Here is a 23,227-nt window from a genome sequence, read left to right on the forward strand (position 1 = left end):
CGATCGTGCCCGGCGCCGCGAGGAGACTCCCTGTCGAGGAATGTCGCCATCAGAAGCCGGACGCCGACGCCTGCGGGCCGAGCGCGGAAACGTTCGATCGACCGTGAATATGCGCCATCCTTCGAACCCCCGTCCCGTTCCCACCCCTGTAACGGTCTCCCCGACCGCAGTCGTGGAGAATATAGCGCACGCGCACGACGTGTGGGCCGGCTCGCGATCTACGAACGAGCGGCGAGTGTGGGCGCGTCTCCGAACGGAACGGATGGTTCTCTGCGCAGGCCGCTCGCGCGGAGCACCCGGCGACGAACTCCGGCTCGAACCGCGGCCTCGCTCCCGATGATGCGCACCGTCGACCGGGACCGCGTGATCGCCGTGTACAGCAGCTCTCGGGTGAGCAGGGACGACATCTCGTCGGGGATGATCACCGACACGGTGTCGTACTGACTTCCCTGGCTCCGGTGAATGGTCATCGCGTAGACGGTCTGGGCCGCGGACAGCCGACTCGGGTGCACCAGGAACGGATCCGAGCCGCGAGCGAAGGCCGCGACGATGCCGCCCTTGCCGTCGTCGACGACAACTCCCGTGTCTCCGTTGTAGATCCGGTTGTCGTGGTCGTTGACCGTCACCAGCAGTGGCTGACCGCGGTACCACTGCGAGGCGTCGAGAAACGTTCCGCTGTCGGCTCCGACTCGATCCATCGCCCAGCGAGCCCAGTGGTCCACACCGAACGGACCCTCCCTGTGCGCGCACAGAAGTCGGTGTCCCTCCATGGCCGCCAAGGCGCCGCCGGCATCGCCCCTGCGGGCCGCGTCGGTGACCTCCCGCGCGGTGCTCACCACGTCGTGCTCCAGGCCGCCCAGCTCGGATGCGGGCCCGAAGACGACAGCAGGGTCGCCGCGCTCCAGCAACCGCATCACCTCGTCCTCGTTCCCGTCGCGCACCGCGACCGCGAGGTCGGCGATGGCCCCACCGAATCGGCGACCACGGCTCAACCGCACGATGCCGCCGGCCAGACGCCGAATCTCCCTCTCGGACAATGCACGTTCCAGCGAATCCGCCGCGGCCGGCACCGAGTCGATGTCCGACCCGACCAGATCCGACACCACAGCGGACACGGTTCCCGACACGGGCCGCGCCACGAGGTCGGCGAGCACGGCTCCCGCGTCGACCGACGTCAACTGATCCGGATCTCCGACGAGAATGACGCGGGTGTCGGCGCGTACCGCTTCGAGGAGTCGACTCATCAACGTCGACGACACCATCGACGTCTCGTCGATCACGACGACGTCGTACGGCAGCCGGTTGTACGCGTCGTAGCGGAAGCGGCTGCGGCTTCCGGGTTGCCATCCGAGCAGACGATGCAGCGTCATGGCGGTCGTCGTCCCGTCGAGTCCGAGCTCGATGGATTGTTCCGACACCGATTCCTGCAGACGAGCCGCGGCCTTGCCGGTAGGTGCCGCCAGCCCGATGCGCACTCCCGGACCGTGCAGGGATGTCAGCAACGCCAGGATGCGAGCGACGGTGTGGGTCTTCCCGGTCCCGGGGCCACCCGCGATGACCGTCGTCCACCCTGTCGCGGCCAGTGCGGCGGCGATGCGTTGGCGGTCCGGTGCCGTCGCGTCGGGAAAGTAGCGGTGCAGCGCCGTCCGCACGGCATCGACGTCGACCGTCGGCGCCGACATCGAACGTTCGGCGAGGACGTCGCGAATCATCTTCTCCTGCAGGAAGTAACGCTGGAGGTAGAGCAACGGCCCTTCCGCGGTATCGATCAGGATCACGGGACGCAGCGGTCCGGTGCTGCCACCGACCACGAGCGGACTGACCCGCAGAGCCGCGACCACGGCCGCATCGTCCGGCCACGGCAGCGCCTCGACATCGACGCCGTCGTTCACGGTCACGTCGCGCAGTCGGTTCAGGTCCAGACACACCGATCCCGCGCGCACCGCTCGCACGACGAGTGCGACCGCGAACAGCACCAGTTCGTCGGGCTCGTCGCCCAGGATTCCCAGGCGCACGGCCACGTGGACGTCCGCCGCCGTGAAGGCTCCCGCGTCGTTGAAATCGCGCAGGATCCCCCTGCCTCGCTGCGCGATGCCGCCGGCCGTCATGACGACACCCCGGCCAGCAGGTCGGATGTCTCGGCCACCAAGTCGGCCGAGGGATGCCATTCGAAGACGCCCCGCCCCGGCGGGGTGTCGGGTCCGATCATCGCGCGCACGAAGTGGTACTGCACACCGCCGAGATGGGTACGCGGATCGTAATCGGGCATCCGCCATCGCAGATATCGATGTACCGCAACCGAATACAGCAACGCCTGCAAGGGATAGTGGGACTCCATCATCTCGGCCGCCATGGCGGGAACAGTGAAATCGTCGACGGTGAGGTCGCCGCTCTTGATGCGGTTCGTCTTGTAGTCCACGACGACGAACCGGGGGTGCGCACCGTCCTGCACCCTCAACACCGTGTCGATGCTCCCGGTGAGGTAGCCGCGAAGCCGGCGGTCGTCCAGTCGCCGCATCCGCTGTGGGTAGGGCGCGAGGACATGGTCGGGTTCGAGGTGGCGAGCCAACAGGTCGGCGATCGAGTGGACGGTCACGACGGCGGACGCGGGGGCGTCCCCACCGGTCAGGGGCAGTTCGAAGTCCATCTCGGCGAGCCGGTCGGCGGGCGTGAAGTCCGCCAGTGTCCCGAAGCCGAGAGGGGTCCGCAGAACGGAGGTCAGGGCCGTGGCCAGATGAGCAGGGTCGAGGTCGGCCCCGTGTGCGTCCGCCGCCTCGAGGCATCGACGAAGCACCTCCTCGTCGAGGTCGGGTGCCGCCGTGTCGACGTACTCGAGGATCTCGTGGACGAGTGTTCCGAATGCCGCGCCGGCCGGGAGACCGTTCATCGGCGACGGAAGTCCGGTGGACTCGGCGGTGGCGAACGGATCGTCGGTCGGCTCGTCACCGATGGTGATCTCGTCCGACTCCGCCGCCTCCGCGGCCTGCTCGTGCGCACCGGCCGTCAACGCGGAATACGACGTGCGTCGCCACGATGTATCCAGAACCCGGTCGTAGGACGCCGCCGCGAGCGGTTCGCTCTCGCGCGCGAGTACGCGCGCCGGACGCTCGATCACAGGTACGCCGACCACCTGCTCGACCACGATCGACGAGCCCGCGCGGGTCTGCAGAGCGATCAGCGTCGCCGCGTCGTCGACCAGTTTCACTTTCGGCTCGGGCTCCGAGACGCCGGGCGCGCGGCCCAGCAGCAGGCGGTGCAGCGGAGACGTCTCGGTGGTGGCAGTCGGCGCCCACCACAGCACGATGCGCGACTTGGCACGAGTGAGCGCCACGTACAGCAGTCGTAGCTCCTCGCCGTCGGCCTCTTTGTCGTGCACCTGCTTCCGTGCGTGATAGCCGGGATGTTTCACCCCGCCGACATCGAGAATGCGACGGCCGTTCTCATGGAACAGCAGGGACGACGGCGTGAACGTCCCGAAGGGGCTCCAGGAGTACGGGATGTAGACGACCGGAAACTCGAGTCCTTTCATGGCGTGGACTGTCGCAATCTGGACGGCCTCGGCATCACTGTCCAACCGGCGGCTGCGGTCGGGAACGGAACCGCTCGACGGTTCCCGCACACGATCGCCCAGCCACCTGGCCAGCGACGCCACACCACGCCCGTCCTCGAGCGACTGCCGCTGCAGGAGTTGAGCGATGTGGCGGAGGTCCGTCAGGTCACGCTCCCCCGTCTCGGTGGCCAACAGACGCTGCTGCAGACCCATGGTCGACGTGAGGTTCTCGACCATCGCCGCGAACCCGGCACGGGCGGCGAGTCCACTCCATTCACGGAACCGCGCACTCAACTCGGCCGTCGCGGAGTCGCCGCGGTCGTCCAGGTGCTGCGCCGTCCACCCCACCAGAGGGGACAGGGCGGCGCGCCGCACGACGTCGGCGCGATGCGGCTGCTCGAGCGCCTGCACGACGCGGAGCCAGTGTCCCGCGGCATCGGTCTCGAACACGGACGAGCCACTGGAGAGGACCGAGGGAACACCCGCTCTATCGAGCGCGGAGCGCACCATGTCCGCCTGGCGTCCTGTCCGCACCAGCACGGCGATGTCTCCGGGTGCGATCGGGCGGATGCCGTCGCCGTCGTCGAACGTCGTCCCGCCGTCGAGAAACTCGATGATGTCGCGCGCCACGTCGTCCGCGATCCGGACACGGACCTTGTCCGTTGCGGGCAACCCCCTCCCGTTGAGAGGACCCGATCCGGAGCGCCCGAACACTCTGAGCCGCAAAGGAACCAGTGGACCGTCGGGACCGGTGAGCCGGCGCTCCGAGTGCGAGGCAGTAACCGGCGAGACGACGATGTCGGGATGACCGAGCGCAGCACCGCCGTACAGATGGGCGAGTGAGTCGATCAGCGCGGCGTCGCTCCGCCAGTTGGTGGACAAGGCCATGTGCCTGTCGGCGACCGCGACGGCATCGAGGTAGCTGAGCACCTCGGCCCCTCGGAACGCATAGATGGCCTGCTTCGGGTCGCCCACCAGGATCAGGGCTCCGTGACCGTGGAACGCGCGCTGCAGGATCGTCCACTGCAGCGGATCGGTGTCCTGGAACTCGTCGACGAGGACGACACTGAACTTCTCCCGCACGCGCGCGCACGCAGCGTCCCCGTGGATCGGGTCCGTGAGGACGTCGTGCAGCAGGACGAGAAGGTCGTCGAAGTCGCGCACACCCAGGCGACGCTTGCGGCGCTCGACCTCGGTCCGGGCCGCGCCGGCGAGACGGACGCGTTGGCCGCCGACGGTGTCCGCCGGAGCGTCGGGACTCAGTTCGGCACGGCGATCTCGCACGGCGTCCCGCGCGATCGATCTCGCGTCGGCGAGTGTCATCGGGGGTGACCCGTGCTCCCTGCTGTAGCGGCTGAGATAGACATCGTCGGCAACGTCGACGACCACGTCGTCCACCGATTCGACGAACGTCGCAGTCGGCTCACGCTCACCGGCGATTCCCAGCCCGTCCAGCATGCGCTGGCAGAAGCTGTGCGTCGTGGCGATGGTTCCGGCATCGAACTCCGACAGCGCGGTGAGCAGGCGTCGACGGCGTTCCTCCACCACGACGTCGTCGGCATCGGCGAGATAGGCCACCAGTTCGTCCCGATCACCGCGTGCCGACGCCGGATCGGCCAACGACGCGGCAAGTCCGGTGAAGCGGTCGCGGGTGCGCTCGCGCAGCTCGCGGGTGGCGCCTCTGCTGAAGGTCACCAGAAGCACTCCTGCAATATCGGTGATGCCCTCGGCCACGTAGCGTGCGGCGAGTCCGACTATCGCATAGGTCTTTCCGGTTCCCGCGCTCGCTTCGAGCACCGTCGTGCCGAGCGGAAGGGGGCCGGTGAGGTCGAAGGAACTCATGACACCTTCTCGTGGTTCAGGAGCGGAGACCAGAGACGGCGTGCCAGCACACCGAACCGCGTGGTGTCGGGCGACCACGTCGCTTCCTCGTCGGTGGGTCTCGCTGCCGACAGGACCGAGAAGTCCACCCCGGCGCCGTGCACCAGCACGATCCCCGCATCGGTCACGTCGCCGAACTTGCCCGAGAATTCGTAGCGGGCGGCATCCAGCGCCATCTCCTCGCTGACACCTCGCGCAGCCTTGTTCGCGTACGCCTCACCGGCTTTGAGCGCGGCGGGCAGCGGTTCGCGCAGTCCACGTTCACGAAGGTCCACCAGGTCGGCGAGGACGCGCCGAGGGTCGTCGGGCGCATGCAGGAGCGAGCGTGCCACCGGGCGAGACGACCTGCCTCGCGCCGTCGTGATCGCCGTCCAGTCCGAGACCTGATGGGGCGGCGACTGCGCCGTGACCGCGAGCAGGTGCACCCATGCCTCGAGGCGACGCTTCGGAGCCATCCGTGAATAGCTCGTGCGGGCGATGGTGGTGCCGTGAACGCCCGGCACGGTGCCCGTCAACCGTCGGCCGTCGCCGAGGTCCACCACGATGTCGACGGATTCGGGTGGCCCGGTGTGCACGTCGGCGGCCGCGGTCGCGATGGGAACCACGGCCTCCTCGATCGCTGTCAGCAGGCGGACTCCCTGCTCGAACGGGGGCAGCGTGCCGCGTCGCCACTCCGCCGCCTTGAAGTCGGCGATGTCGACACCCTTCAGGAGTGCCGTCAGCATCCGCTCGCCGATGTTCCACGTCGTCAAGGCATCCGGATCGACAGCGAGCGCGTCCTCGACATCGTCGTTCGACTCCGACAGTCCAATAATCAGGCGCTGCCGCAGGAACGCGGTGACCGGGCTCTGCGCGAAGGAGACCAGCTGCGCGAGATCGATGTCGGACGAGGGCCTCGCCGGCAGTGGCCGGTCGAGAAAACCGACACGCTCGTGCGGTGCTCGCGTGGCCGCGACGGCGCCGGCCAGTGCCGCGGTGTCGAACCCGAAGGGATTGCGCCCGTCGAACAGCGAGGAATCGAACGGCTGCAACGGATGCCGAGTCACCGGGTCGACACCGGCTGTGACAGCGACGACGTCGATGAGCTCCGCCAGCGGAATGGCCGGCGGCTCGTGCGCTCCGGTCACCGGGTCGGCGCCCGTATGGAAGAGCACCAGTGTGTCGCCCGCCGACATGACCGCGTCGAGAAGAAGTTGACGGTCCTCGCTGCGGACGTCCCGCTCACCGATCAGCGGATCGCGGCCCAACGCATCGTCTCCGTCGAGGTGACCGGCGCGGGGAAATACCTCGTCGTCCAGCCCGAGCAGCACCACGACCCGGTGGGGCACGGACCTCATGGGGACCATCGTGCACACGGTCAGCTCGCCGGTGCGAAAGTTCGACCGGGTGGGCCTGCCGGCGAGCCTGTCCCGCAGCATGGCGCGGACATCGGCGATCACGAGCGGTACGTCGTCGCCGTCCTGGAATGCGGACGACAACTCTCTCGATGCGTCGACTCGCTGCCAGGAGTCGGCCGGGTGGACATCGGTGAGCAGGTCGACGACGGACAGCAACCGCTCGCGCCACACGCGTCCGGGATGCTCCCCCTTCATCTCGTGCAGAACCTTCGACACCCGGTCGACGAGTTCCGCATAGCGGCCCACCAGGTCGATGTCGTTGCCGTCGACGTCGTCCACGGGGAGGGCCAGACCCAACCAGTCCCCGGTGGTCTCGTCCGCAGCCACGCCCAGCAGCAACCGATCCATCGCGAACTTGAAAGTGTTCTGAGGAAAGTCACGGAGCCCGAACGCGGTGCGCTGCAGTGTGTCGATTCCCCACCGCGCACCCGACACCCGCGTCCATTCCCGTAGCCGCTCGAGGTCTTCGTCGGCGAAGCGGAAGCAGGTCCGAACTGCTTCTGTCGCAGCCAGATCGAGCATCTGCGTGGCGGTCACTCGGCCGCCGGCCATGTCGATCGTCGCGGCGACGACATCGAGAACCGGATTGGTGCGGCGCAGCCCCCGATCGGCGAGCCGAACGCGGAGGCCGTGGGCCGGGTGGACCGGCCCGTCCTCCGTGGTGCCCGTATTGCCGAACGCTGCTCGCACCAGCGGTGCGAACGTCTCGACATCCGGGCACATGATCAGAACGTCCCGCGGCTCCAGCGTCGGGTCGTCCTGGAAGAGGTGCAGGAGGGTGTCCCGGAGTACGTCGACCTGACGCGCGGGCCCGTGGCAGGCGTGGATCCGGATGCTGCCGTCCATGCCGGGGACGGCCCGTGCTGCGGGTGCACGATCGGCGACGATGTCCCGCTGGAGGCGGCCGAGCACGGTGTCGGGCAGGTCCGCTGCAGGAAGGTGGTGGTCGGAATCCGCCAGCGGTACGAGGAGCGGCTGCAGTTCGCGGACGTCCCGCGCGAGGCTGACCAGGAGCGGATGCCCCGTCGTGATCGGAATCCGGCTGTCCGACCGGCGCGCGTTCCGCGGGGTATCGGCCGGTGCGGCACCGGACCACAGGGCCGGACTGGGGTGCGGAAGCCACAGGTGGACGTCGCGCCGAACCGCGACCGCGCGAAGAACGAGCCGTTGCATCGTAGACAGTCGCGTAGCGCCGAACAGTGACAGACGGGACGGCAGGCCTATCTCGTCGGGTCGCTCGGCGAGTGCGTCGCACACCTCGTCCAGACGCTCGGCCGGGCTCGGAACGGCGACGACATCGCGGATCTGCCGCCACAGTCGGGCCTGCCATACGAGGTCGGGAGCAAGCGGAGCGCCGGCGCCGTCGGTGTCCCGGCCGTTCGCCCAGTCGAGGATCATCTGCGGGCGTTGCGCCTGATAGGAGCGGAACAGCGACGAGACGTGCGACGCCGTCGACCAGCGCCGGCCGCGGCGGTGATCGTCCGGCGCTGCACCGACGCCGCCGATGCTGTTCGCGAGCACCGCACACCACGGCTCGCCGATGCATGCGTCGATGACGCGCAGCGTCGTCCACAGCAACGGACCGGCGGCCCAGGGGTCGGAGTCGACACTCACTCCGGACATCACGCTCACGGCGTCCTCGACCAGCGCCGACGGTGACGGGAAACTGATATTGGCCGCGATCCCGTCCGATCCGGACTGCGTTCCCAGAGCTCCGGAGAGGCTCTGCTGCAACCACCGCTCGACACCCTTGGCAGGGACGGACACCACCTCGGGAGTGAACGGGTCGGCGAGCGGCTCGCGCAGCAGGTCCGCCAATCCGGCCGCCAATGTGCTCGCGCGTTCGGCGCGGTGAAGCACGAGCACGTCGATCTCCCCTCGGGTCGGTTCCGGACCGACCGTAACGCGTGCCTCCGACACCCGACCGTTGACAACCGGTGTGCCGTGGTTCACACTTCACCTGTCAGACAGCCTGACAGGAACCGAAGGAGATCACCGTGGCCGCCACGCGTACGGAACACGACCTGCTGGGCGACCGCGAGGTCCCCGCCGACGTGCTCTGGGGAATCCACACGCTGCGCGCCACGGAGAACTTCCCCATCACCGGACGACCGATCTCGTCGAACACGAAACTGATCCGCGCGCTCGCCGCCGTGAAGTACGCGGCCGCTGCGGCGAACATGGAACTGGGTCTCCTCGACCAGGTGCGTGGCGACGCAATCCTGCAGGCCGCCCGCGAGATTCTCGACGGCCTGTGGCACGACCAGTTCGTCGTCGACGTGATCCAGGGCGGCGCCGGCACATCGACCAACATGAACGCCAACGAGGTGATCGCCAACCGCGCGCTCGTCCTCCTGGGCCACCGCCCCGGCGAGTACACCCACCTGCACCCCAACGAGCACGTCAACCTCGGACAGTCCACGAACGACGTCTATCCCACTGCCTGCAATATCGCGACGATCCTCGCGGTGGCCGAACTGTCCGAGTCGATGCGCATCCTGCAGGACGCCTTCCGCGCGAAGGCGGAGGAGTTCCGCACCATCGTCAAGATGGGCCGGACCCAGTTGCAGGACGCCGTGCCGATGACACTGGGCCAGGAATTCGGGACGTTCGCCGTCATGATCGACGAGGACCGGGCCCGGCTCGAGGAAGCCTCGATGCTGGTGCACGAGATCAACATCGGTGCGACGGCCATCGGCACCGGTCTCAACGCCGCCCCCGGCTATCGCGAGGCGGCCGTGCGCCATCTCCGTGAGATCACGTCGCTCCCTCTGATCAGCGCGACCGACCTCGTGGAGGCCACCCAGGACGTGGGGCAGTTCGTGCATCTGTCCGGGGTGCTCAAGCGGTGCGCCGTGAAGCTGTCGAAGGTGTGCAACGACCTTCGACTCCTCTCCTCGGGACCGCGTGCAGGGTTCGGCGAGATCGACCTGCCCGCAGTTCAGGCGGGCTCGTCGATCATGCCCGGCAAGGTCAATCCCGTGATTCCCGAGGTGCTCAACCAAGTGGCCTTCCAGGTCATCGGTCAGGACGTCACCATCACCATGGCGGCCGAGGCAGGTCAGCTGCAGCTCAACGCGTTCGAGCCGATCATCATGGAATCTCTGACCTCCGGGATGACTCATCTCGGCGCGGCCTGCCGGACTCTCGCCGACAAGTGCGTCGTCGGGATCACCGCTCATGCGGCCCATCTGCGGGACAGCGTCGAGCATTCGATCGGACTCGTCACCGCCCTCAATCCCCACATCGGCTACCAAGCCGCCACCGAGATCGCCAAGGAAGCACTCGAGAGCGGACGCGGCGTCGCCGAGCTCGTCCTCGAACGAGGCCTTCTCACCGCAGACCGACTCGAAGAACTCCTTCGCCCCGAGCACCTGGCGAACCTCCAGAACTGAGGACACCATGACGATTCCCACCACCGAGCACCAGGGCGCCGACGAGGCCCTCCACGCCGCCGAGAACGACGGCTATCACAAGGGTTTGAAAACGCGGCAGGTCCAGATGATCGCCATCGGCGGCGCGATCGGAACCGGCCTCTTCATGGGTGCCGGTGGGCGGCTCGCGCAAGCCGGCCCGGCACTCGTCATCGCCTACGCGGTCTGCGGGTTCTTCGCATTTCTCATTCTGCGCGCGCTGGGCGAACTGGTTCTGCATCGTCCGACATCCGGGTCGTTCGTCTCCTACGCCCGTGAATTCTTCGGTGAGAAGGCAGCATTCGTCTCCGGATGGCTCTACTGGCTGAACTGGTCGATGACCGCAGTCGTCGACGTGACCGCCGTGGCGCTGTACATGAACTTCTTCGGGCGGTACTGGGATCCGATCGCCTCGGTCCCGCAGTGGGTCTTCGCGCTCGCCGCACTGGTGCTGGTTCTGTCCCTGAACCTGGTGTCGGTGAAAGTGTTCGGGGAACTCGAATTCTGGTTCGCCTTGATCAAGGTCGTCGCCCTGGTCGCATTCCTGTGCATCGGGCTCTTCCTCCTCGTGAAGGGGACACCGAACCAGGAGCAGGGATTGTCGATGATCGCCGACAACGGCGGTCTGATTCCCAACGGTCTGCTGCCCGCCGTCGTCATCATCCAGGGCGTCGTCTTCGCCTACGCCTCTATCGAGCTGGTCGGCACCGCCGCGGGCGAGACGCCGAACCCCGAGAAGGTCATCCCGAAGGCGATCAACACCGTCATCATTCGTATCGCCGTCTTCTACGTCGGGTCGGTGCTCCTGTTGTCGCTGCTTCTTCCCTACTCCGCCTACCGGGCCGGTGAGAGCCCGTTCGTCACGTTCTTCGGATCGATCGGAGTCGAGGGTGCCGACACGGCCATGAATCTCATCGTTCTCACCGCGGCCCTGTCGTCTCTCAATGCCGGTCTGTATTCGACCGGACGCATTCTGCGGTCCATGGCCGCTGCCGGAAGCGCGCCGCGCTTCGCGATGAAGATGAGCAAGGCCGGCGTGCCCTACGGCGGGATCCTGCTGACGGCAGCGGTTACTCTGCTCGGAGTGGTGCTCAACGCCGTCGTTCCGGAGCAAGCTTTCGAGATCGTGCTGAATCTCGCGGCACTCGGCATCGTCAGCGCGTGGGCCATGATCGTGCTGTGCCAGCTCAAGCTCTGGCACCTGTCGAAGGAGGGCGTGGTGGCGCGGCCGTCCTTCCGGTTGTTCGGCGCCCCGTACACCGGCATCGCCACCCTGGTCTTCCTGGTGGTCGTCCTGATCCTGATGGGCTTCGACTACCCGATCGGCACCTGGACGCTGGCCTCCCTTTTGGTGATCGTTCCCGCGCTGGCCATCGGCTGGCGCGCGGCGCGCCCGGGCATCGAGCGTCTCGCCCGCGAGCGTGCTCGTGCGGGAGGGGGAACGGTCGCCCGATGAGCTCACCCGCACTGCCGACGGTCGTCGTCCTGACCACCGGCGGAACCATCGCCAGCCGCGTCGGCCCCGACGGTGTCAGCACAACGGGCCGTCACGCCCACGACGTCCTTGTGGATGCCGGACTCCGCGTCGGCGTCCGGGTCCGAGTCACCGACGTCCTGTGCGTCGACAGTGCCGCGATGTCGCTCCTCGACATGGACACCGTCCGCGGCGCCGTCACCGATGCGCTGCGTGACGACGCGGTGAGCGGTGTCGTCGTCCTGCACGGCACCGACTCCCTCGAGGAGACGGCGATGCTGATCGATCTCTCCCACACCGACGTTCGCCCCGTCGTGTTGACCGGCGCTCAGCGCACCGCGGATCACGTCGAGAGTGACGGCCCGCGCAACATCGAGTCAGCGCTCCGGGTGGCCGCCGATCCCGAGCGACGAGGGCACGGTGTGCTCGTCGCCTTCGGTCCGCACGTGCTGCGCGCCCGCGGGGTACGCAAGTCGCACACGACCGCACTCGACGCCTACTCCGGCACGCCGGCGGTCGACCCGGTTCCGCGGGAGACGCTGCCGGACAGTCCGATCGACGGGATCCGGGTCGACGTGGTCGCGCTCTACCCGGGTGTCGACGGACTCGTCATCGACGCACTGCGATCCGCGCGCACCGACGGGATCGTCCTGCAGGCGATGGGCGCGGGCAACGCGAACGCCGCGGTCGTCGACGCGGTGCGCCGATGCACCGACGCCGGCGTCCCGGTGATGCTGTCGACGCGGGTGCCGTCCGGCGGCGTCCTCACGACCTACGGCGGCGGCGGCGGGGGCGCCGACCTGGTGCGTGCCGGTGCGGTGTCCGCGGGCGACCTCAGTCCCGCCCAGGCACGAATCCTGCTGTGCGCGTTGCTGAGCAACCGCCTACCCGTCACAGCGGACCTGGCATCGATCAGTACTGCTCGGTGACCATCACCGCAGTCGTCCCGTTCTCGAGCGCCTCGAACACGTGGGGCACGTCGCCGGGGTACGACAGGTAGTCCCCCGGTCCCAGTTCCTCGGTCGCGTCCACCGGCCCGCACACCGCCCGGCCGGACGAGACCACCACGTGTTCGATCACCCCGTGCATGTGCGGATCGGACAGCCGCGGCGTCCCCACCTCGGCCGTGAGCAGGTACAGGTCGCGGCGTGCGGTCGGTGGGCAGGACGACAGCAGTGTCGCGGTGTAGTCGGACGACTCCGCCGCGATCGACGGACCCTCACCGCGTCGCACCAAGCGGACTTCCTGCCGCGGCGGTTCCACCAGGCGCGCGAAGGGCACGTTCAAGGTCACGCTCAGCGCCCACAGTGTTTCGACGCTGGGATTTCCCGTTCCCGACTCGAGCTGAGAGAGGGTCGACTTCGCGATACCCGCGCGTCGGGCCACCTCGGCGAGAGACAGTCCCGTTCGTCGACGCTCCCGCACGAGGGACGCGGCGATCGCGGCGATGGGTGCGCTGTCGGACATGACTGCATGATGCCACAGTGTTCGTCACACACTGCGCTCGTTCGTCTTGACGAACGGCCCCGCGACCGTTCACCATGAGCACCATGCGTTCGATATGGCGAACACCTCTGTGGCTCACGCTCCGGGACGATCCCGACGTGGCGGTGCGGGACATCGCCGTGGTGTGCCTGGCCGACGCCCTGGTCGGTGCCTCGCTCGGGGCGATCGCCGTCGCGTCCGACCTGCCGTGGTGGCTCCCTTGCCTGCTGTCGATCGCGGTGTTCGCCGGAGCCTCACAGTTCGTCTTCGTCGGAGTACTGACCAGCGGGGGCAGCGTTCTGGCCGCAGTGTCGAGCGCACTCCTCATCAACGGCAGACTGCTTCCGCTCAGCTTCTCGGTGGCACCGCTGCTCGGTGACCGACCTGCCGCACGATTGCTCGGTGCCCATCTGGTCACCGACGAGTCGGTCGCCTTCTCGATGGCCTCGACCACCAGTCGGGGCAGGACCCTCTCGTTCTGGTTCTGCGGCGCGTTCCTCTTCGTCGCATGGAATCTGGGCGTACTGGCCGGCGTGGGCCTCGGCGCCGGTGTGGAGAGCGCGGAGTCACTCGGACTCGACGCCGCCTTTCCTGCCATCCTCCTCGCCCTCGTGATGCCCTCCCTGCGCGATCGGGTGACGCGCATCGCCGCGGGCGTCGGCGCCGCCGTCGCCGTCGCCGCGGGCGTCGTGGTGCCCGCCGGTGTCTCCGTGGTGCTCGCCCTGATCGCCGTCATGCCGTTCGTGCTCAGATTCGGGCGCAGAAACGACGCCTCGTGAGCACCGGGGCCATTCTCGCGGGCGTTGCCGCACTCGCCGTCGGAACGTTCGCGCTGCGCCTGATCGGAATCGCGCTACGCGGACGGCGTGAGCTGTCCGCGTCGGCCGAGAAGTCGATGACCACCGCGGTCGCCGTCGTCTTCGTCGCCCTCGTCGCCACCTCGACGTTCCCCCGCGACGCGGGCCTCGCACTACCCGTGGGCGTCCTCGTGGCCGCGTTCCTCGCCTGGCGCAGAGCACCTTTCGTGCTCGTGGTCGTCGCTGCAGCGGCAGTCACCGCGGGTCTGCGATGGCTCGGCGTCAGCTGACCCGGGCACGGGCGTAGCATCGTCCGAGTGCCTCTGCTCCTGACATCGCGTCGCTACGTCGACCTTCGCCTGCAGGCCAGCGCCATCTGTCGATAGACCGTGTTCCTCCCCGGTCTCTTCGTCCACCGCGCACCCTTTTCGGCCGTTGTCGTCCTCGGCCGCCCCAGCATTCTCGGAAGGCTCCACCATGTCCGCGCCCAGCGCTGCCCCCACCCGTCGACTGCCGCACTGGCTCACGTCGTTCGGGCCTCAGATCGTCGCCGGGTTGATCCTCGGCGTCGTCATCGGCCTCATCGCTCGATCCATGCCCGACGCCGCCGACGGTAATCCCAACTGGCTCGTCGAAACCGTCTCGACCATCGGATCGAGCTACGTCAAACTGCTCACCGTCGCCGTGGTTCCCCTCGTGTTCACGGCCATCGTCAGCTCCATCGCCAATCTGCGCGCCGTGACCAACGCGGCTCGCCTGGCAGGCCAGACCCTGCTGTGGTTCGCCATCACCGCGTTCATCGCCGTGATCGTCGGCATCATCATCGGTCTTGTCGCGCAACCGGGTTCGCGGACCGGGGTATCTGCGGCATTGGAGGAGGCACCGTCGAGCACGGGTTCGTGGTGGTCGTTCCTCACCGGCCTCGTCCCGAACAATTTCCTGGCACTGGGCGCCCGGACCAGCGAGACCGAGGGCGCACTGAGCACCACACTGAACTTCAACATCCTGCAGCTGCTGGTCGTCGCGGCGGCCATCGGCATCGCCGCGTTGAAGGTCGGCAAGGCTGCCGAGCCGTTCCTGACCTTCAACGCCTCGCTGCTCGCGATCGTGCAGAAGGTGCTGTGGTGGATCATCCGGTTGGCCCCGATCGGTACGGCGGCGCTGATCGCCAACGCCGTCGCCACGTACGGCTGGGACGCGATCGGTTCGCTGGGCGTGTTCACGGTGTCGGTGTACGTCGGACTGGCAAGCGTGTTCTTCGTCGTCTACCCGATCATCGTTCGGGCGCACGGTCTCTCGATCCGCAACTTCTACTCCGGCGTGTGGCCCGCAACGCAGCTCGGCTTCGTCTCCCGCTCGTCCATCGGCACTCTGCCGCTGACCCAGCGCGTCACCGAGCGCAATCTCGGTGTGCCCCGCGAGTACGCATCGTTCGCGGTGCCTCTGGGCGCCACCACCAAGATGGACGGCTGCGCCGCCATCTATCCCGCGATCGCCGCGATCTTCGTCGCGCAGTTCTACGGCGTGAACCTGACGCTCACCGACTACCTGCTGATCGTGGTCGTGTCCGTCGTCGGCTCCGCCGCGACGGCCGGAACCACCGGTGCCACCGTCATGCTCACCCTGACGCTGTCGACTCTGGGGCTGCCTCTCGCCGGCGTCGGCCTGCTGCTCGCCGTCGAGCCGATCGTCGACATGGGCCGCACCGCCGTCAACGTCACCGGCCAGGCGTTGATCCCGACCATCGTCGCCAAGCGCGAGGGCATCCTGGACCAGGAGCGATTCGACGCCCCGCGCAACGGCGACCCGTTCGTCGACGACGTGGAGCTCGCGCGCTAACTCACGAACAGCGGGCCGCGCACGAAGCCCACGATCAACACCAGTAGTCCGCCGATCTCGGTGGCCGCGAGCGCATACATGAACGCGTGCGTTCCCGGCACCGGGCGGACGAACTGGTTGTCGGTGTCGCGCAAGAGGCCGTGCACGACATAGCTGACGATCGCGGCGACGAAGAAGAACACGACGGCTCCCGACGCCACCATGTTGACCCACGTCGGCCACGCGCTGAAGTGCACCAACGGCACCATCACCAGGGTCGCGAACGAGTACATCAGCGCAGCGCGGTGAGCGATGTCGACGTACGGATGCGCCTGCCCGTTCTCGGACGTCGCCATCTGGCGGAACTTCCAGACGCCGAGGACCAACGCGGCCAGCAGGATCAGTGCCGACACCAGGATCAGCAGCGTCGTGTCCCAGTCGACCACGCGGTACGTACGGAGCGTCACGCAAGCATTCGATCATGGTGAGGCAGAATCCCCACCATGCGCAGCACGACATCCATGCACAGCTCCGTCGAGGAGTACCGCGCGCGGTGGGACCACTTCGTCGCGGCCACGGCTGCCCTGTCGTCGGCGGTGGAGAAGTTCGTGTCCGACGCCGACATCGATGTCGATGCCGTGGAAGCCCGGACCAAGTCGGTCGAGTCCGCTGCCGGAAAGTTCGCGCGGTTGCGTCCCGACGGTTCGCTCGAGTTCACCGATCCGCTGGTCGAGGTCACCGACCTCGTCGGGATCCGTGTCATCACGTACCTGACCTCGGACATCGACAGGGTGGTCGACGCGATCTCGGACAAGTTCGTGCTGCTCAAGACCATCGACAAGTCGTCCCTGGCGCAGGAGTCGGGGGTGTTCGGCTACGCGGGAAAGCATCTGATCATGAGCGCCGACGGCGACCATGTTCCGGCCGGGTGCGAAGCCTTCGTGGGGCTCGGCTTCGAGGTACAGATCCGCACGGTGCTGCAGCACGCGTGGGCCGAGATCGAGCACGACATCCGGTTCAAGAACTCACGCACGCAGGGCTCGCCCACGATCGATCGCGCGTTCACCCTCGCTGCCGGCCTCATCGAATTGGCGGATGCGCAGTTCGAACTGGCCGATCGTCATCACACCGAGAAGATCGCCGAGTTGCGTGCGGCCGATGCTGCACGCGGTATGGATCTCGAACTGACGGCCGAGCAACTCCGGTCGGTCGTCACCGACCTGCTTCCCGACTACACCCCCAGTAAGAGCGGACACTACGAGTGGTTGCTGACGCTGGTGAACGCCAACGGCATCACCACGGGTGCGGAACTCGAGGAGGCGCTGAACCCGTCTCGCGTCGAGTACGTCACGGCCGCCATGGACTACCAGTACCGACCGGGCCAGGTACGCATGGTCGACGATCTTCTGCTCGACCGTTTCGGAGAGGCACATATCGCTCGGACGTCGTCGCTCACCACCGAGCGTGACCGCCCGGGCAAACTGCGGTACCGCTTGAGCAAGCTGCAGGCCCAGTCCGGCTGACGCGTGTCGCATCGCTCTGGTATCTCTACTGCGTGACGACGCCACCGAACGACGCTCTGTCCACCATCACCGTGCGCGGCGCTCGGGAGAACAATCTGCGCGACGTCGACATCGACCTTCCCAAGCGGCAGCTCATCGTCTTCGCCGGGGTCTCGGGGTCCGGCAAGAGTTCGCTGGTCTTCGACACCATCGCCGCCGAAGCGCAGCGGCAGATCAATTCGACGTTCAGCGCGTTCGCCCAGACGTTCCTTCCGTCCTACGGGCGACCCGACGCGGACCTCATCGCCAATCTGTCGGCCGTCATCATCGTCGACCAGAAGCGCCTCTTCGGCAGCCCGCGCTCGACCGTCGGGACGATCACGGACATCGGCGACTGGCTGCGCATGCTGTGGTCGCGTGGAGTGACCCCGTCCATCGGCTACGCGAACGCGTTCTCCTTCAACGACCCGGCGGGTATGTGCCCGGAGTGCGAGGGACTCGGTGAGGCGAAGGTCGTCGATCTCGACGAACTGGTGGACCAGTCGAAGTCGTTGCGAGAGGGACCGATCAAGCATCCCGACTTCCTTCCGGGTAAGTGGCCGTATCGCCTCTACGCCGATTCGGGCCTGTTCGACCTCGACGTCCCGATCGAACAGTTCTCGCCGCGCGAGCGTCACCTGTTCTTCGATGCGGCTCCCGGCGAGGTCGAGATGAACAATCCCGATGCCGTCTTCAAGACGTACGAGGGGCTGCTCTCGCGGTTCCGACGCAGCTACCTCTCCAAGGATGCCGACGCCCTGAAAGGGAAGTCGAAGGAAGCGTACGACCGCATCGTCACACGCGGAGTGTGCCCGTCCTGCAACGGTACTCGACTCAACGAGGTCGTCCACAACGCGAAGCTCGAAGGCATCTCGATCCCCGACGCATTCGCCATGCAGGTGTCGGACCTCGCGGACGTCATGGACGGCTGGACTCTGGGGGACCTCGACGGCCCACGCCGGGAAGTGGTGACCCAGCTGCGTCGCCTCGTCGATCTGGGCCTGGGGTACCTGAGCCTCGACCGGGCGACTTCGACGCTGTCGGGCGGCGAGTCGCAACGCATCAAGATGGTGCGCCACCTCGGCGCGACTCTCAACGACATGCTCTACGTCTTCGACGAACCCACCACCGGTCTGCATCCGCGCGACGTCCACCGCCTGAACGAGATGCTGATCGCACTGCGGGACAAAGGCAATACCGTGCTGGTGGTCGAACACGACTCGGAAGTGATGGCCATCGCCGACCGTATCGTCGAGATCGGCCCGGGCGCCGGTAAGCACGGCGGCACCGTCATCTTCGAGGGCACCTACGACCAACTCCGCGAGGCCGACACCCGCACCGGACGGGCGCTGCGGCGGGACGGCCGCAGCCTCCACTCGCCGCGGACGCCGTCGGGATGGATCACGATCTCGAACGCCGACAGCCACAACCTGAAGAACGTCTCGGTCGACATTCCGCTCGGTGTGCTCGTCGCGATCACCGGGGTTGCCGGATCCGGCAAGTCCAGCTTGATCCACGGGCACCTCCGAAATGCCCGCGCCGACGCCGTCGTCATCGACCAAGCACCGATCCGCGGATCGAGGCGGTCGTCTCCCGCTACCTATACCGGCCTGCTCGACCCCATCCGCGCGCACTTCGCCAAGAAGACCGGGCAGCCCGCCGCGTTGTTCTCCCCCAACTCCGACGGCGCGTGCCCCGACTGTCAGGGCACCGGGATGATCTTCACCGATCTCGGCTTCACCGATCCGGTGTCCAGCACGTGCGAGACCTGTCAGGGACGACGCTTCCGAAGCGGGGCCATCAAGCACACCGTCGACGGGGTGTCCATCGCGGACGTGTTCGACATGTCCGTCGACGAGGCTCAGGAGTTCTTCACGGTCAAGAAGGTGCGCGACGTACTGCGCCGGTGCAGTGATGTCGGTCTCGGTTACCTGTCCCTCGGCCAGAATCTGACGTCGCTCTCCGGCGGAGAACGTCAGCGGCTGAAGCTGGCCTCGGAACTGGTGGGCAATTCGCCCGTCCTCGTGCTGGACGAACCGACGACCGGACTGCACTCCTCGGACGTGGACAACCTGGTAGGACTGCTGTCCGGCATGGTCGACGAAGGTCGCTCCGTCATCGTGATCGAACACAACATGGATGTCGTGGCGGCCGCCGACTGGGTGATCGACCTGGGACCGGACGGTGGTCACGACGGCGGCGAGGTGGTCTTCACGGGCACGGTGAACGACCTTGCGGAGACCGATACCCACACCGGAACCTACCTCGCACGAGCTCTGCAAACCTAAAGGGACGGTAAAGTGACGCCATGAGCGACATCGTCACTGCCGCCCCTGCCACGGAACTCGGCGGACTCGCCGGATGGGCCGTCGGCCTGATGGAGAGCATCGGCGGTCCGGGTGCCGGTCTCGCGGTCGCCGCTGAGAACTTCTTCCCACCGCTACCCAGTGAGATCATCCTGCCGCTCGCGGGCTTCACCGCGTCGCAAGGCGGGTTCAGTCTGTTCAGCGCGCTGTTCTGGACGACAGCGGGCTCGGTGATCGGCGCGATGGTGCTGTACTGGCTCGGGCTGAAACTGGGGCGCGATCGGATGTACGCGGCCGTGAACCGCATTCCCTTCGTCGACACCGACGACCTGGGCAAGGCGGAGCAATGGTTCGAGCGTCACGGACGCTCGGCGGTGTTCTTCGGTCGCATGATCCCGGTCGTCAGATCCGGCATCTCTGTTCCGGCCGGCATCTCGCGGATGCCCGTGGCGCAGTTCCTGCTCTACACGACCCTGGGCAGCCTGCTCTGGAACTCGATCTTCGTGCTCGCCGGCTACTACCTCGGCGAGAACTGGCACTACGTGGAGCAGTACGCGTCGGTGTTCCAGTACATCGTCATCGGCATCGTCGTCGTACTGCTCGCGGTCTTCGTGACCAAGCGAGTGCGTCGACGACGGTCGTCCGACGTCAGCTAGGCCCCTACCCCCGCCGCGAGTACGTCCATACCGTCGCTGTACGGCCCGTGCCGACGACACTATCGACGTACTCGCGGGGTGGGGAACGGTCCTACTGCGCGAGAGTCGCGGTTGCCTGCGCCCACAGGAAGTACTTGTTGGTGCCCAGATCGCGCACCGTGGTGATGTTGAAGGCTGCCTTCAGCTTCTCCGCATCACCGTCGCTGACGCCCTTCAGGGCCGCGACCGGCGCGTCGGCCAGTTCCTCGATCGACTTGTCCGCGTATGCCTTGTCGAACTTGTCGGCGATGCCTGCCATGACGTCCTCCTCGTGTCGGCGCGCACCCTGCGCACCGCGGTCGACACTACGACGATCGACCGGCCCCGACCTGAGAGTGCGCTGACAGACTCAGCCCAGCAGCGCTGTTACCGACGCGAGGTCGGCAGCGACGGCGGTGCAGTCCCGCTCGAACTCCTCGTCCGTCATCCCGAGTTGCCGGACGGTGAAGACCACCTCGGCGCCATCGGGGTGGGCCAGGACGCGCAGCGGGTTGTTCACGACGGTGCCGTCGGGCAGCGTCACGTCGTGGTCCAACACCCCGAGAGCGTTGCGCGGGACGAACCGCACCCGGACCGTGCCCATCGGTGACTCGGCCAGGAGGTCGTCACCGTCGCGAGTGAAGCCCGATGCGAGACCGGCGGCCCAGGCGGTGAGGTTGTCGACGTCGGCCAGATAGTCGTACACGGCCTCGGGCGGCGCGGGTATCACTGCACTCACGTGTCGACTGATCATCGTAGGAGCGTAGCCACGCAGCAAGCTCTTCGCGAGTACGTCCGAAGTGTCGTGATCAGCGGCGATCCCACGACACTATGGGCGTACTCGCGGAGCTCGAGAGCCCGTCACGTCAGGTCGGCGCGCGTCCAGGTGTTCACGAAGCCCGTTCCGCTGCGCACGAAGAGCTGGGTGACGGGGCACCGACGCTCGACCTCGGACACGAAGTGGTCGAAGGCATCGCCGGTGGCGTCGGTCTCGACGGTGGCCTCGACGGTGACGGTGTCGAAATTGGCGTTGCCGTCGACGCCCTTCACCAGCACGGCGGTGTCCAGGTCACCCTGGATTCGGAACGTGAACTTGCCCAGCGTGATGCCGAGGTCCTTCGCGACGAGGTTCGCGGTGACCTGGTTGCACGACGTCAGCGAGCCCAGCGCGAAGAACAGCGGGCTCGGGGCCTCGTCCTTACCGCCGAACGCGGGGTAGGCGTCGGTGTCGAACTCGTGGCCGGCGTCGCCCTGCACGACGAGGTGCTGGGCGACGCCGGTTCCCGACGCCTCGACGACGAACGGGACGACCGATGTGCGGATGGTGGAAGTCATGGTGTCGACGTTCGCGCACACCGAACGCGATGCACAGGATTGCGATCAGCGTGATTCTCGGCCCATCCGCTTACCCCCACCGCACCGATCCGTCCAGAGCGACGGAACCGGGTACTCCGTTTCGGCACTGCGCGGCTCCGCCCGGAACCCGGCAGACTGAGACGACACCGCCACCTGGACAGGAGCCACTACCGTGCCCTCATTCGATCGCGACGTCGCCATCGTCGGAGCGGGCCCCTCGGGCCTCGCCGCTGCCACTGCACTGCGCAAGGCGGGACTGAGCGTCGCCGTCCTCGAGGCACGGGACCGCGTCGGCGGACGCACCTGGACCAAGGACATCGACGGAGCGATCCTCGAACTCGGTGGCCAGTGGGTCTCCCCCGATCAGACCGCGCTGATCGGGCTGCTCGACGAGCTGGGACTCGAGACGTTCGACCGTTACCGCGAGGGACAGTCGGTCTACGTCGATCCGGCAGGCACCGCCACGCGCTACACCGGCGAGAACTTCCCCGTCGCCGAGTCGACGGTGAAGGAGATCGACCGCCTCATCGAGATGCTCGACAAACTCGCTGCGGAGATCGGTCCCGAGGAGCCGTGGGCGCACCCGCTGGCCCGCGAGCTCGACATCGTCTCGTTCGAGGGCTGGCTCGCGCAGCAGTCGGACGATGCCGAGGCCACGGCCAACATCGGCATGTTCATCGCCGGCGGCATGCTGACCAAGCCCGCCCACGCGTTCTCCGCGCTGCAGGCGATCCTCATGGCCGCGTCCGCCGGCTCGTTCACCAATCTGGTCGACGACGGCTTCATCCTCGACAAGCGCGTCGTCCGAGGCATGCAGCAGGTGTCGGTCAGCATGGCCGAACGCCTCGGCGAGGACGTGCACCTGAACGCTCCGGTCCGCACCGTCCGATGGTCCGAGGACGGTGTGACCGTGCTTGCCGACGGCGATCTCGAGGTGACGGCGCGGAAGGTGATCATCGCCGTTCCGCCGAACCTCTACACCCGCATCTCGTACGACCCGCCCCTCCCCCGCCGCCAGCATCAGATGCATCAGCACCAGTCGCTCGGCCTCGTCATCAAGGTGCACGCGGTGTACGATACTCCGTTCTGGCGCGAGGAAGGGTTGTCGGGCACCGGTTTCGGCGCGAACCAGATCGCCCAGGAGGTGTACGACAACACCAACCACGAGGACTCACGCGGCACGCTCGTCGCCTTCGTCTCCGACGAGAAGGCCGACGCGATGTTCGAGCTGAGCGCCGAGGACCGCAAGCGCACCATCCTCGAGTCCATCGCGACCTACCTCGGACCGAAGGCACTCGAGCCCGTCGTCTACTACGAGTCCGACTGGGGCACCGAGGAATGGACCCGCGGTGCCTATGCCGCGAGCTTCGACCTCGGCGGCCTGCACCGCTACGGTCGCGACGCCCGTACGTCCGTCGGTCCGATCCACTTCTCGTGCTCCGACATCGCCGCCGAGGGTTACCAGCACGTCGACGGCGCCGTGCGCATGGGTCACCGCACCGCCGAGGTCATCTCGGGGCTGCTGGAGCGCTGAG

18 protein-coding genes are annotated in these 23,227 nt (G+C 67.4%); 10 read left to right on the forward strand and 8 right to left on the reverse strand.

What is annotated here, in order from left to right; all coding sequences use genetic code 11:
- Positions 1-218 precede the first annotated feature (218 nt).
- From recD to recC, 3 genes are read right to left on the reverse strand one after another with little or no spacing between them, the layout of a single operon-like run.
- Entirely contained in the window at positions 219-2,108 is a 1,890-nt protein-coding gene (recD, locus tag ASG64_RS09930; RefSeq protein WP_056073179.1) for an exodeoxyribonuclease V subunit alpha, read from the reverse strand.
- Positions 2,105-5,392 carry a UvrD-helicase domain-containing protein gene (locus tag ASG64_RS09935; RefSeq protein WP_056073182.1) on the reverse strand — a complete coding sequence of 1,096 codons (3,288 nt, stop codon included), beginning with the start codon at positions 5,390-5,392 and terminating at the stop codon, positions 2,105-2,107. The genes recD and ASG64_RS09935 overlap by 4 nt, the downstream gene beginning before the upstream one ends.
- Positions 5,389-8,694, reverse strand: coding sequence for an exodeoxyribonuclease V subunit gamma (gene recC / locus ASG64_RS09940; protein ID WP_056074292.1), 3,306 nt, complete (start codon positions 8,692-8,694; stop codon positions 5,389-5,391). Before recC ends, ASG64_RS09935 begins: the two co-directional genes overlap by 4 nt.
- A gap of 131 nt (positions 8,695-8,825) precedes the next feature.
- On the opposite strand from recC, the gene ASG64_RS09945 reads away from it, so the two are divergent.
- From ASG64_RS09945 to ASG64_RS09955, 3 genes are read left to right on the forward strand one after another with little or no spacing between them, the layout of a single operon-like run.
- Positions 8,826-10,223: an aspartate ammonia-lyase gene (locus tag ASG64_RS09945; RefSeq protein WP_042575562.1), complete on the forward strand. Its 1,398-nt coding sequence runs from the start codon at positions 8,826-8,828 to the stop codon at positions 10,221-10,223.
- Between the two features lie 7 nt (positions 10,224-10,230).
- Complete coding sequence (locus ASG64_RS09950; RefSeq protein WP_042575563.1) at positions 10,231-11,697, forward strand: amino acid permease; 1,467 nt, start codon at positions 10,231-10,233, stop codon at positions 11,695-11,697.
- Complete coding sequence (locus ASG64_RS09955) at positions 11,694-12,644, forward strand: asparaginase (RefSeq protein ID WP_056073186.1); 951 nt, start codon at positions 11,694-11,696, stop codon at positions 12,642-12,644. Before ASG64_RS09950 ends, ASG64_RS09955 begins: the two co-directional genes overlap by 4 nt.
- Here ASG64_RS09955 and ASG64_RS09960 read toward each other — a convergent pair.
- The gene (locus tag ASG64_RS09960) at positions 12,628-13,182 is read right to left on the reverse strand and encodes a helix-turn-helix domain-containing protein (protein WP_042575565.1); all 555 of its coding nucleotides are present in this window, start codon (positions 13,180-13,182) and stop codon (positions 12,628-12,630) included. The genes ASG64_RS09955 and ASG64_RS09960 overlap by 17 nt on opposite strands.
- A gap of 74 nt (positions 13,183-13,256) precedes the next feature.
- Between ASG64_RS09960 and ASG64_RS09965 the strand changes: the two genes are divergently transcribed.
- The 3 genes from ASG64_RS09965 to ASG64_RS09975 all read left to right on the forward strand — a co-directional run bounded on the left by ASG64_RS09965 (position 13,257) and on the right by ASG64_RS09975 (position 15,836).
- Positions 13,257-13,979, forward strand: coding sequence for an AzlC family ABC transporter permease (locus ASG64_RS09965; protein WP_235579560.1), 723 nt, complete (start codon positions 13,257-13,259; stop codon positions 13,977-13,979).
- Positions 13,976-14,287 carry an AzlD domain-containing protein gene (locus tag ASG64_RS09970; protein ID WP_082518375.1) on the forward strand — a complete coding sequence of 104 codons (312 nt, stop codon included), beginning with the start codon at positions 13,976-13,978 and terminating at the stop codon, positions 14,285-14,287. The genes ASG64_RS09965 and ASG64_RS09970 overlap by 4 nt, the downstream gene beginning before the upstream one ends.
- A 187-nt stretch (positions 14,288-14,474) precedes the next feature.
- The gene (locus ASG64_RS09975; protein ID WP_056073189.1) at positions 14,475-15,836 is read left to right on the forward strand and encodes a dicarboxylate/amino acid:cation symporter; all 1,362 of its coding nucleotides are present in this window, start codon (positions 14,475-14,477) and stop codon (positions 15,834-15,836) included.
- Here the strand turns inward: ASG64_RS09975 and ASG64_RS09980 are convergent.
- A complete protein-coding gene (locus ASG64_RS09980; RefSeq protein WP_235579561.1) occupies positions 15,833-16,282 on the reverse strand; it encodes a hypothetical protein in 450 nt (149 codons plus the stop codon). The genes ASG64_RS09975 and ASG64_RS09980 overlap by 4 nt on opposite strands.
- Positions 16,283-16,318: 36 nt before the next feature.
- Here ASG64_RS09980 and ASG64_RS09985 point away from each other — a divergent pair, with 36 nt between their 5' ends.
- From ASG64_RS09985 to ASG64_RS09995, 3 genes are read left to right on the forward strand one after another with little or no spacing between them, the layout of a single operon-like run.
- Positions 16,319-17,338 (forward strand): GTP pyrophosphokinase, encoded by a 1,020-nt coding sequence (locus ASG64_RS09985; protein WP_052493321.1) that lies wholly within the window; start codon positions 16,319-16,321, stop codon positions 17,336-17,338.
- Positions 17,339-17,370: 32 nt separating this feature from the next.
- Positions 17,371-19,644 (forward strand): ATP-binding cassette domain-containing protein, encoded by a 2,274-nt coding sequence (locus ASG64_RS09990; RefSeq protein WP_056073192.1) that lies wholly within the window; start codon positions 17,371-17,373, stop codon positions 19,642-19,644.
- A gap of 20 nt (positions 19,645-19,664) precedes the next feature.
- The gene (locus tag ASG64_RS09995; RefSeq protein ID WP_042575568.1) at positions 19,665-20,318 is read left to right on the forward strand and encodes a DedA family protein; all 654 of its coding nucleotides are present in this window, start codon (positions 19,665-19,667) and stop codon (positions 20,316-20,318) included.
- Between the two features lie 91 nt (positions 20,319-20,409).
- On the opposite strand, the gene ASG64_RS10000 is transcribed toward ASG64_RS09995, so the two are convergent.
- From ASG64_RS10000 to ASG64_RS10010, 3 genes are all read right to left on the reverse strand, one after another.
- Positions 20,410-20,616: a hypothetical protein gene (locus ASG64_RS10000; protein WP_042575569.1), complete on the reverse strand. Its 207-nt coding sequence runs from the start codon at positions 20,614-20,616 to the stop codon at positions 20,410-20,412.
- 90 nt (positions 20,617-20,706) lie between these two features.
- On the reverse strand, positions 20,707-21,090 hold the full coding sequence (locus tag ASG64_RS10005; RefSeq protein ID WP_200933456.1) for an SRPBCC family protein: 384 nt from the start codon (positions 21,088-21,090) through the stop codon (positions 20,707-20,709).
- Between the two features lie 107 nt (positions 21,091-21,197).
- Positions 21,198-21,671 carry an OsmC family protein gene (locus ASG64_RS10010; protein WP_056073200.1) on the reverse strand — a complete coding sequence of 158 codons (474 nt, stop codon included), beginning with the start codon at positions 21,669-21,671 and terminating at the stop codon, positions 21,198-21,200.
- A 193-nt stretch (positions 21,672-21,864) separates the two neighbouring features.
- Between ASG64_RS10010 and ASG64_RS10015 the strand changes: the two genes are divergently transcribed.
- Positions 21,865-23,226 (forward strand): flavin monoamine oxidase family protein, encoded by a 1,362-nt coding sequence (locus ASG64_RS10015; protein WP_056073203.1) that lies wholly within the window; start codon positions 21,865-21,867, stop codon positions 23,224-23,226.
- Position 23,227: the final 1 nt, after the last annotated feature.

Origin of the sequence: Rhodococcus sp. Leaf247 (assembly GCF_001426185.1) — a bacterium.
Taxonomy (GTDB): Bacteria; Actinomycetota; Actinomycetes; order Mycobacteriales; family Mycobacteriaceae; genus Rhodococcoides.

Excerpts from the sequence above, each read along its gene's own strand:
- recD (WP_056073179.1), bottom strand. The coding sequence starts at position 2,108 with ATGACGGCCGGCGGCATCGCGCAGCGAGGCAGGGGGATCCTGCGCGAT.
- ASG64_RS09935 (WP_056073182.1), bottom strand. The coding sequence starts at position 5,392 with ATGAGTTCCTTCGACCTCACCGGCCCCCTTCCGCTCGGCACGACGGTG.
- ASG64_RS09950 (WP_042575563.1), top strand. The coding sequence starts at position 10,231 with ATGACGATTCCCACCACCGAGCACCAGGGCGCCGACGAGGCCCTCCAC.
- ASG64_RS09955 (WP_056073186.1), top strand. The coding sequence starts at position 11,694 with ATGAGCTCACCCGCACTGCCGACGGTCGTCGTCCTGACCACCGGCGGA.
- ASG64_RS09960 (WP_042575565.1), bottom strand. The coding sequence starts at position 13,182 with ATGTCCGACAGCGCACCCATCGCCGCGATCGCCGCGTCCCTCGTGCGG.
- ASG64_RS09965 (WP_235579560.1), top strand. The coding sequence starts at position 13,257 with ATGAGCACCATGCGTTCGATATGGCGAACACCTCTGTGGCTCACGCTC.
- ASG64_RS09975 (WP_056073189.1), top strand. The coding sequence starts at position 14,475 with ATGTCCGCGCCCAGCGCTGCCCCCACCCGTCGACTGCCGCACTGGCTC.
- ASG64_RS09985 (WP_052493321.1), top strand. The coding sequence starts at position 16,319 with ATGCGCAGCACGACATCCATGCACAGCTCCGTCGAGGAGTACCGCGCG.
- ASG64_RS09995 (WP_042575568.1), top strand. The coding sequence starts at position 19,665 with ATGAGCGACATCGTCACTGCCGCCCCTGCCACGGAACTCGGCGGACTC.
- ASG64_RS10000 (WP_042575569.1), bottom strand. The coding sequence starts at position 20,616 with ATGGCAGGCATCGCCGACAAGTTCGACAAGGCATACGCGGACAAGTCG.
- ASG64_RS10005 (WP_200933456.1), bottom strand. The coding sequence starts at position 21,090 with ATGATCAGTCGACACGTGAGTGCAGTGATACCCGCGCCGCCCGAGGCC.
- ASG64_RS10010 (WP_056073200.1), bottom strand. The coding sequence starts at position 21,671 with ATGACTTCCACCATCCGCACATCGGTCGTCCCGTTCGTCGTCGAGGCG.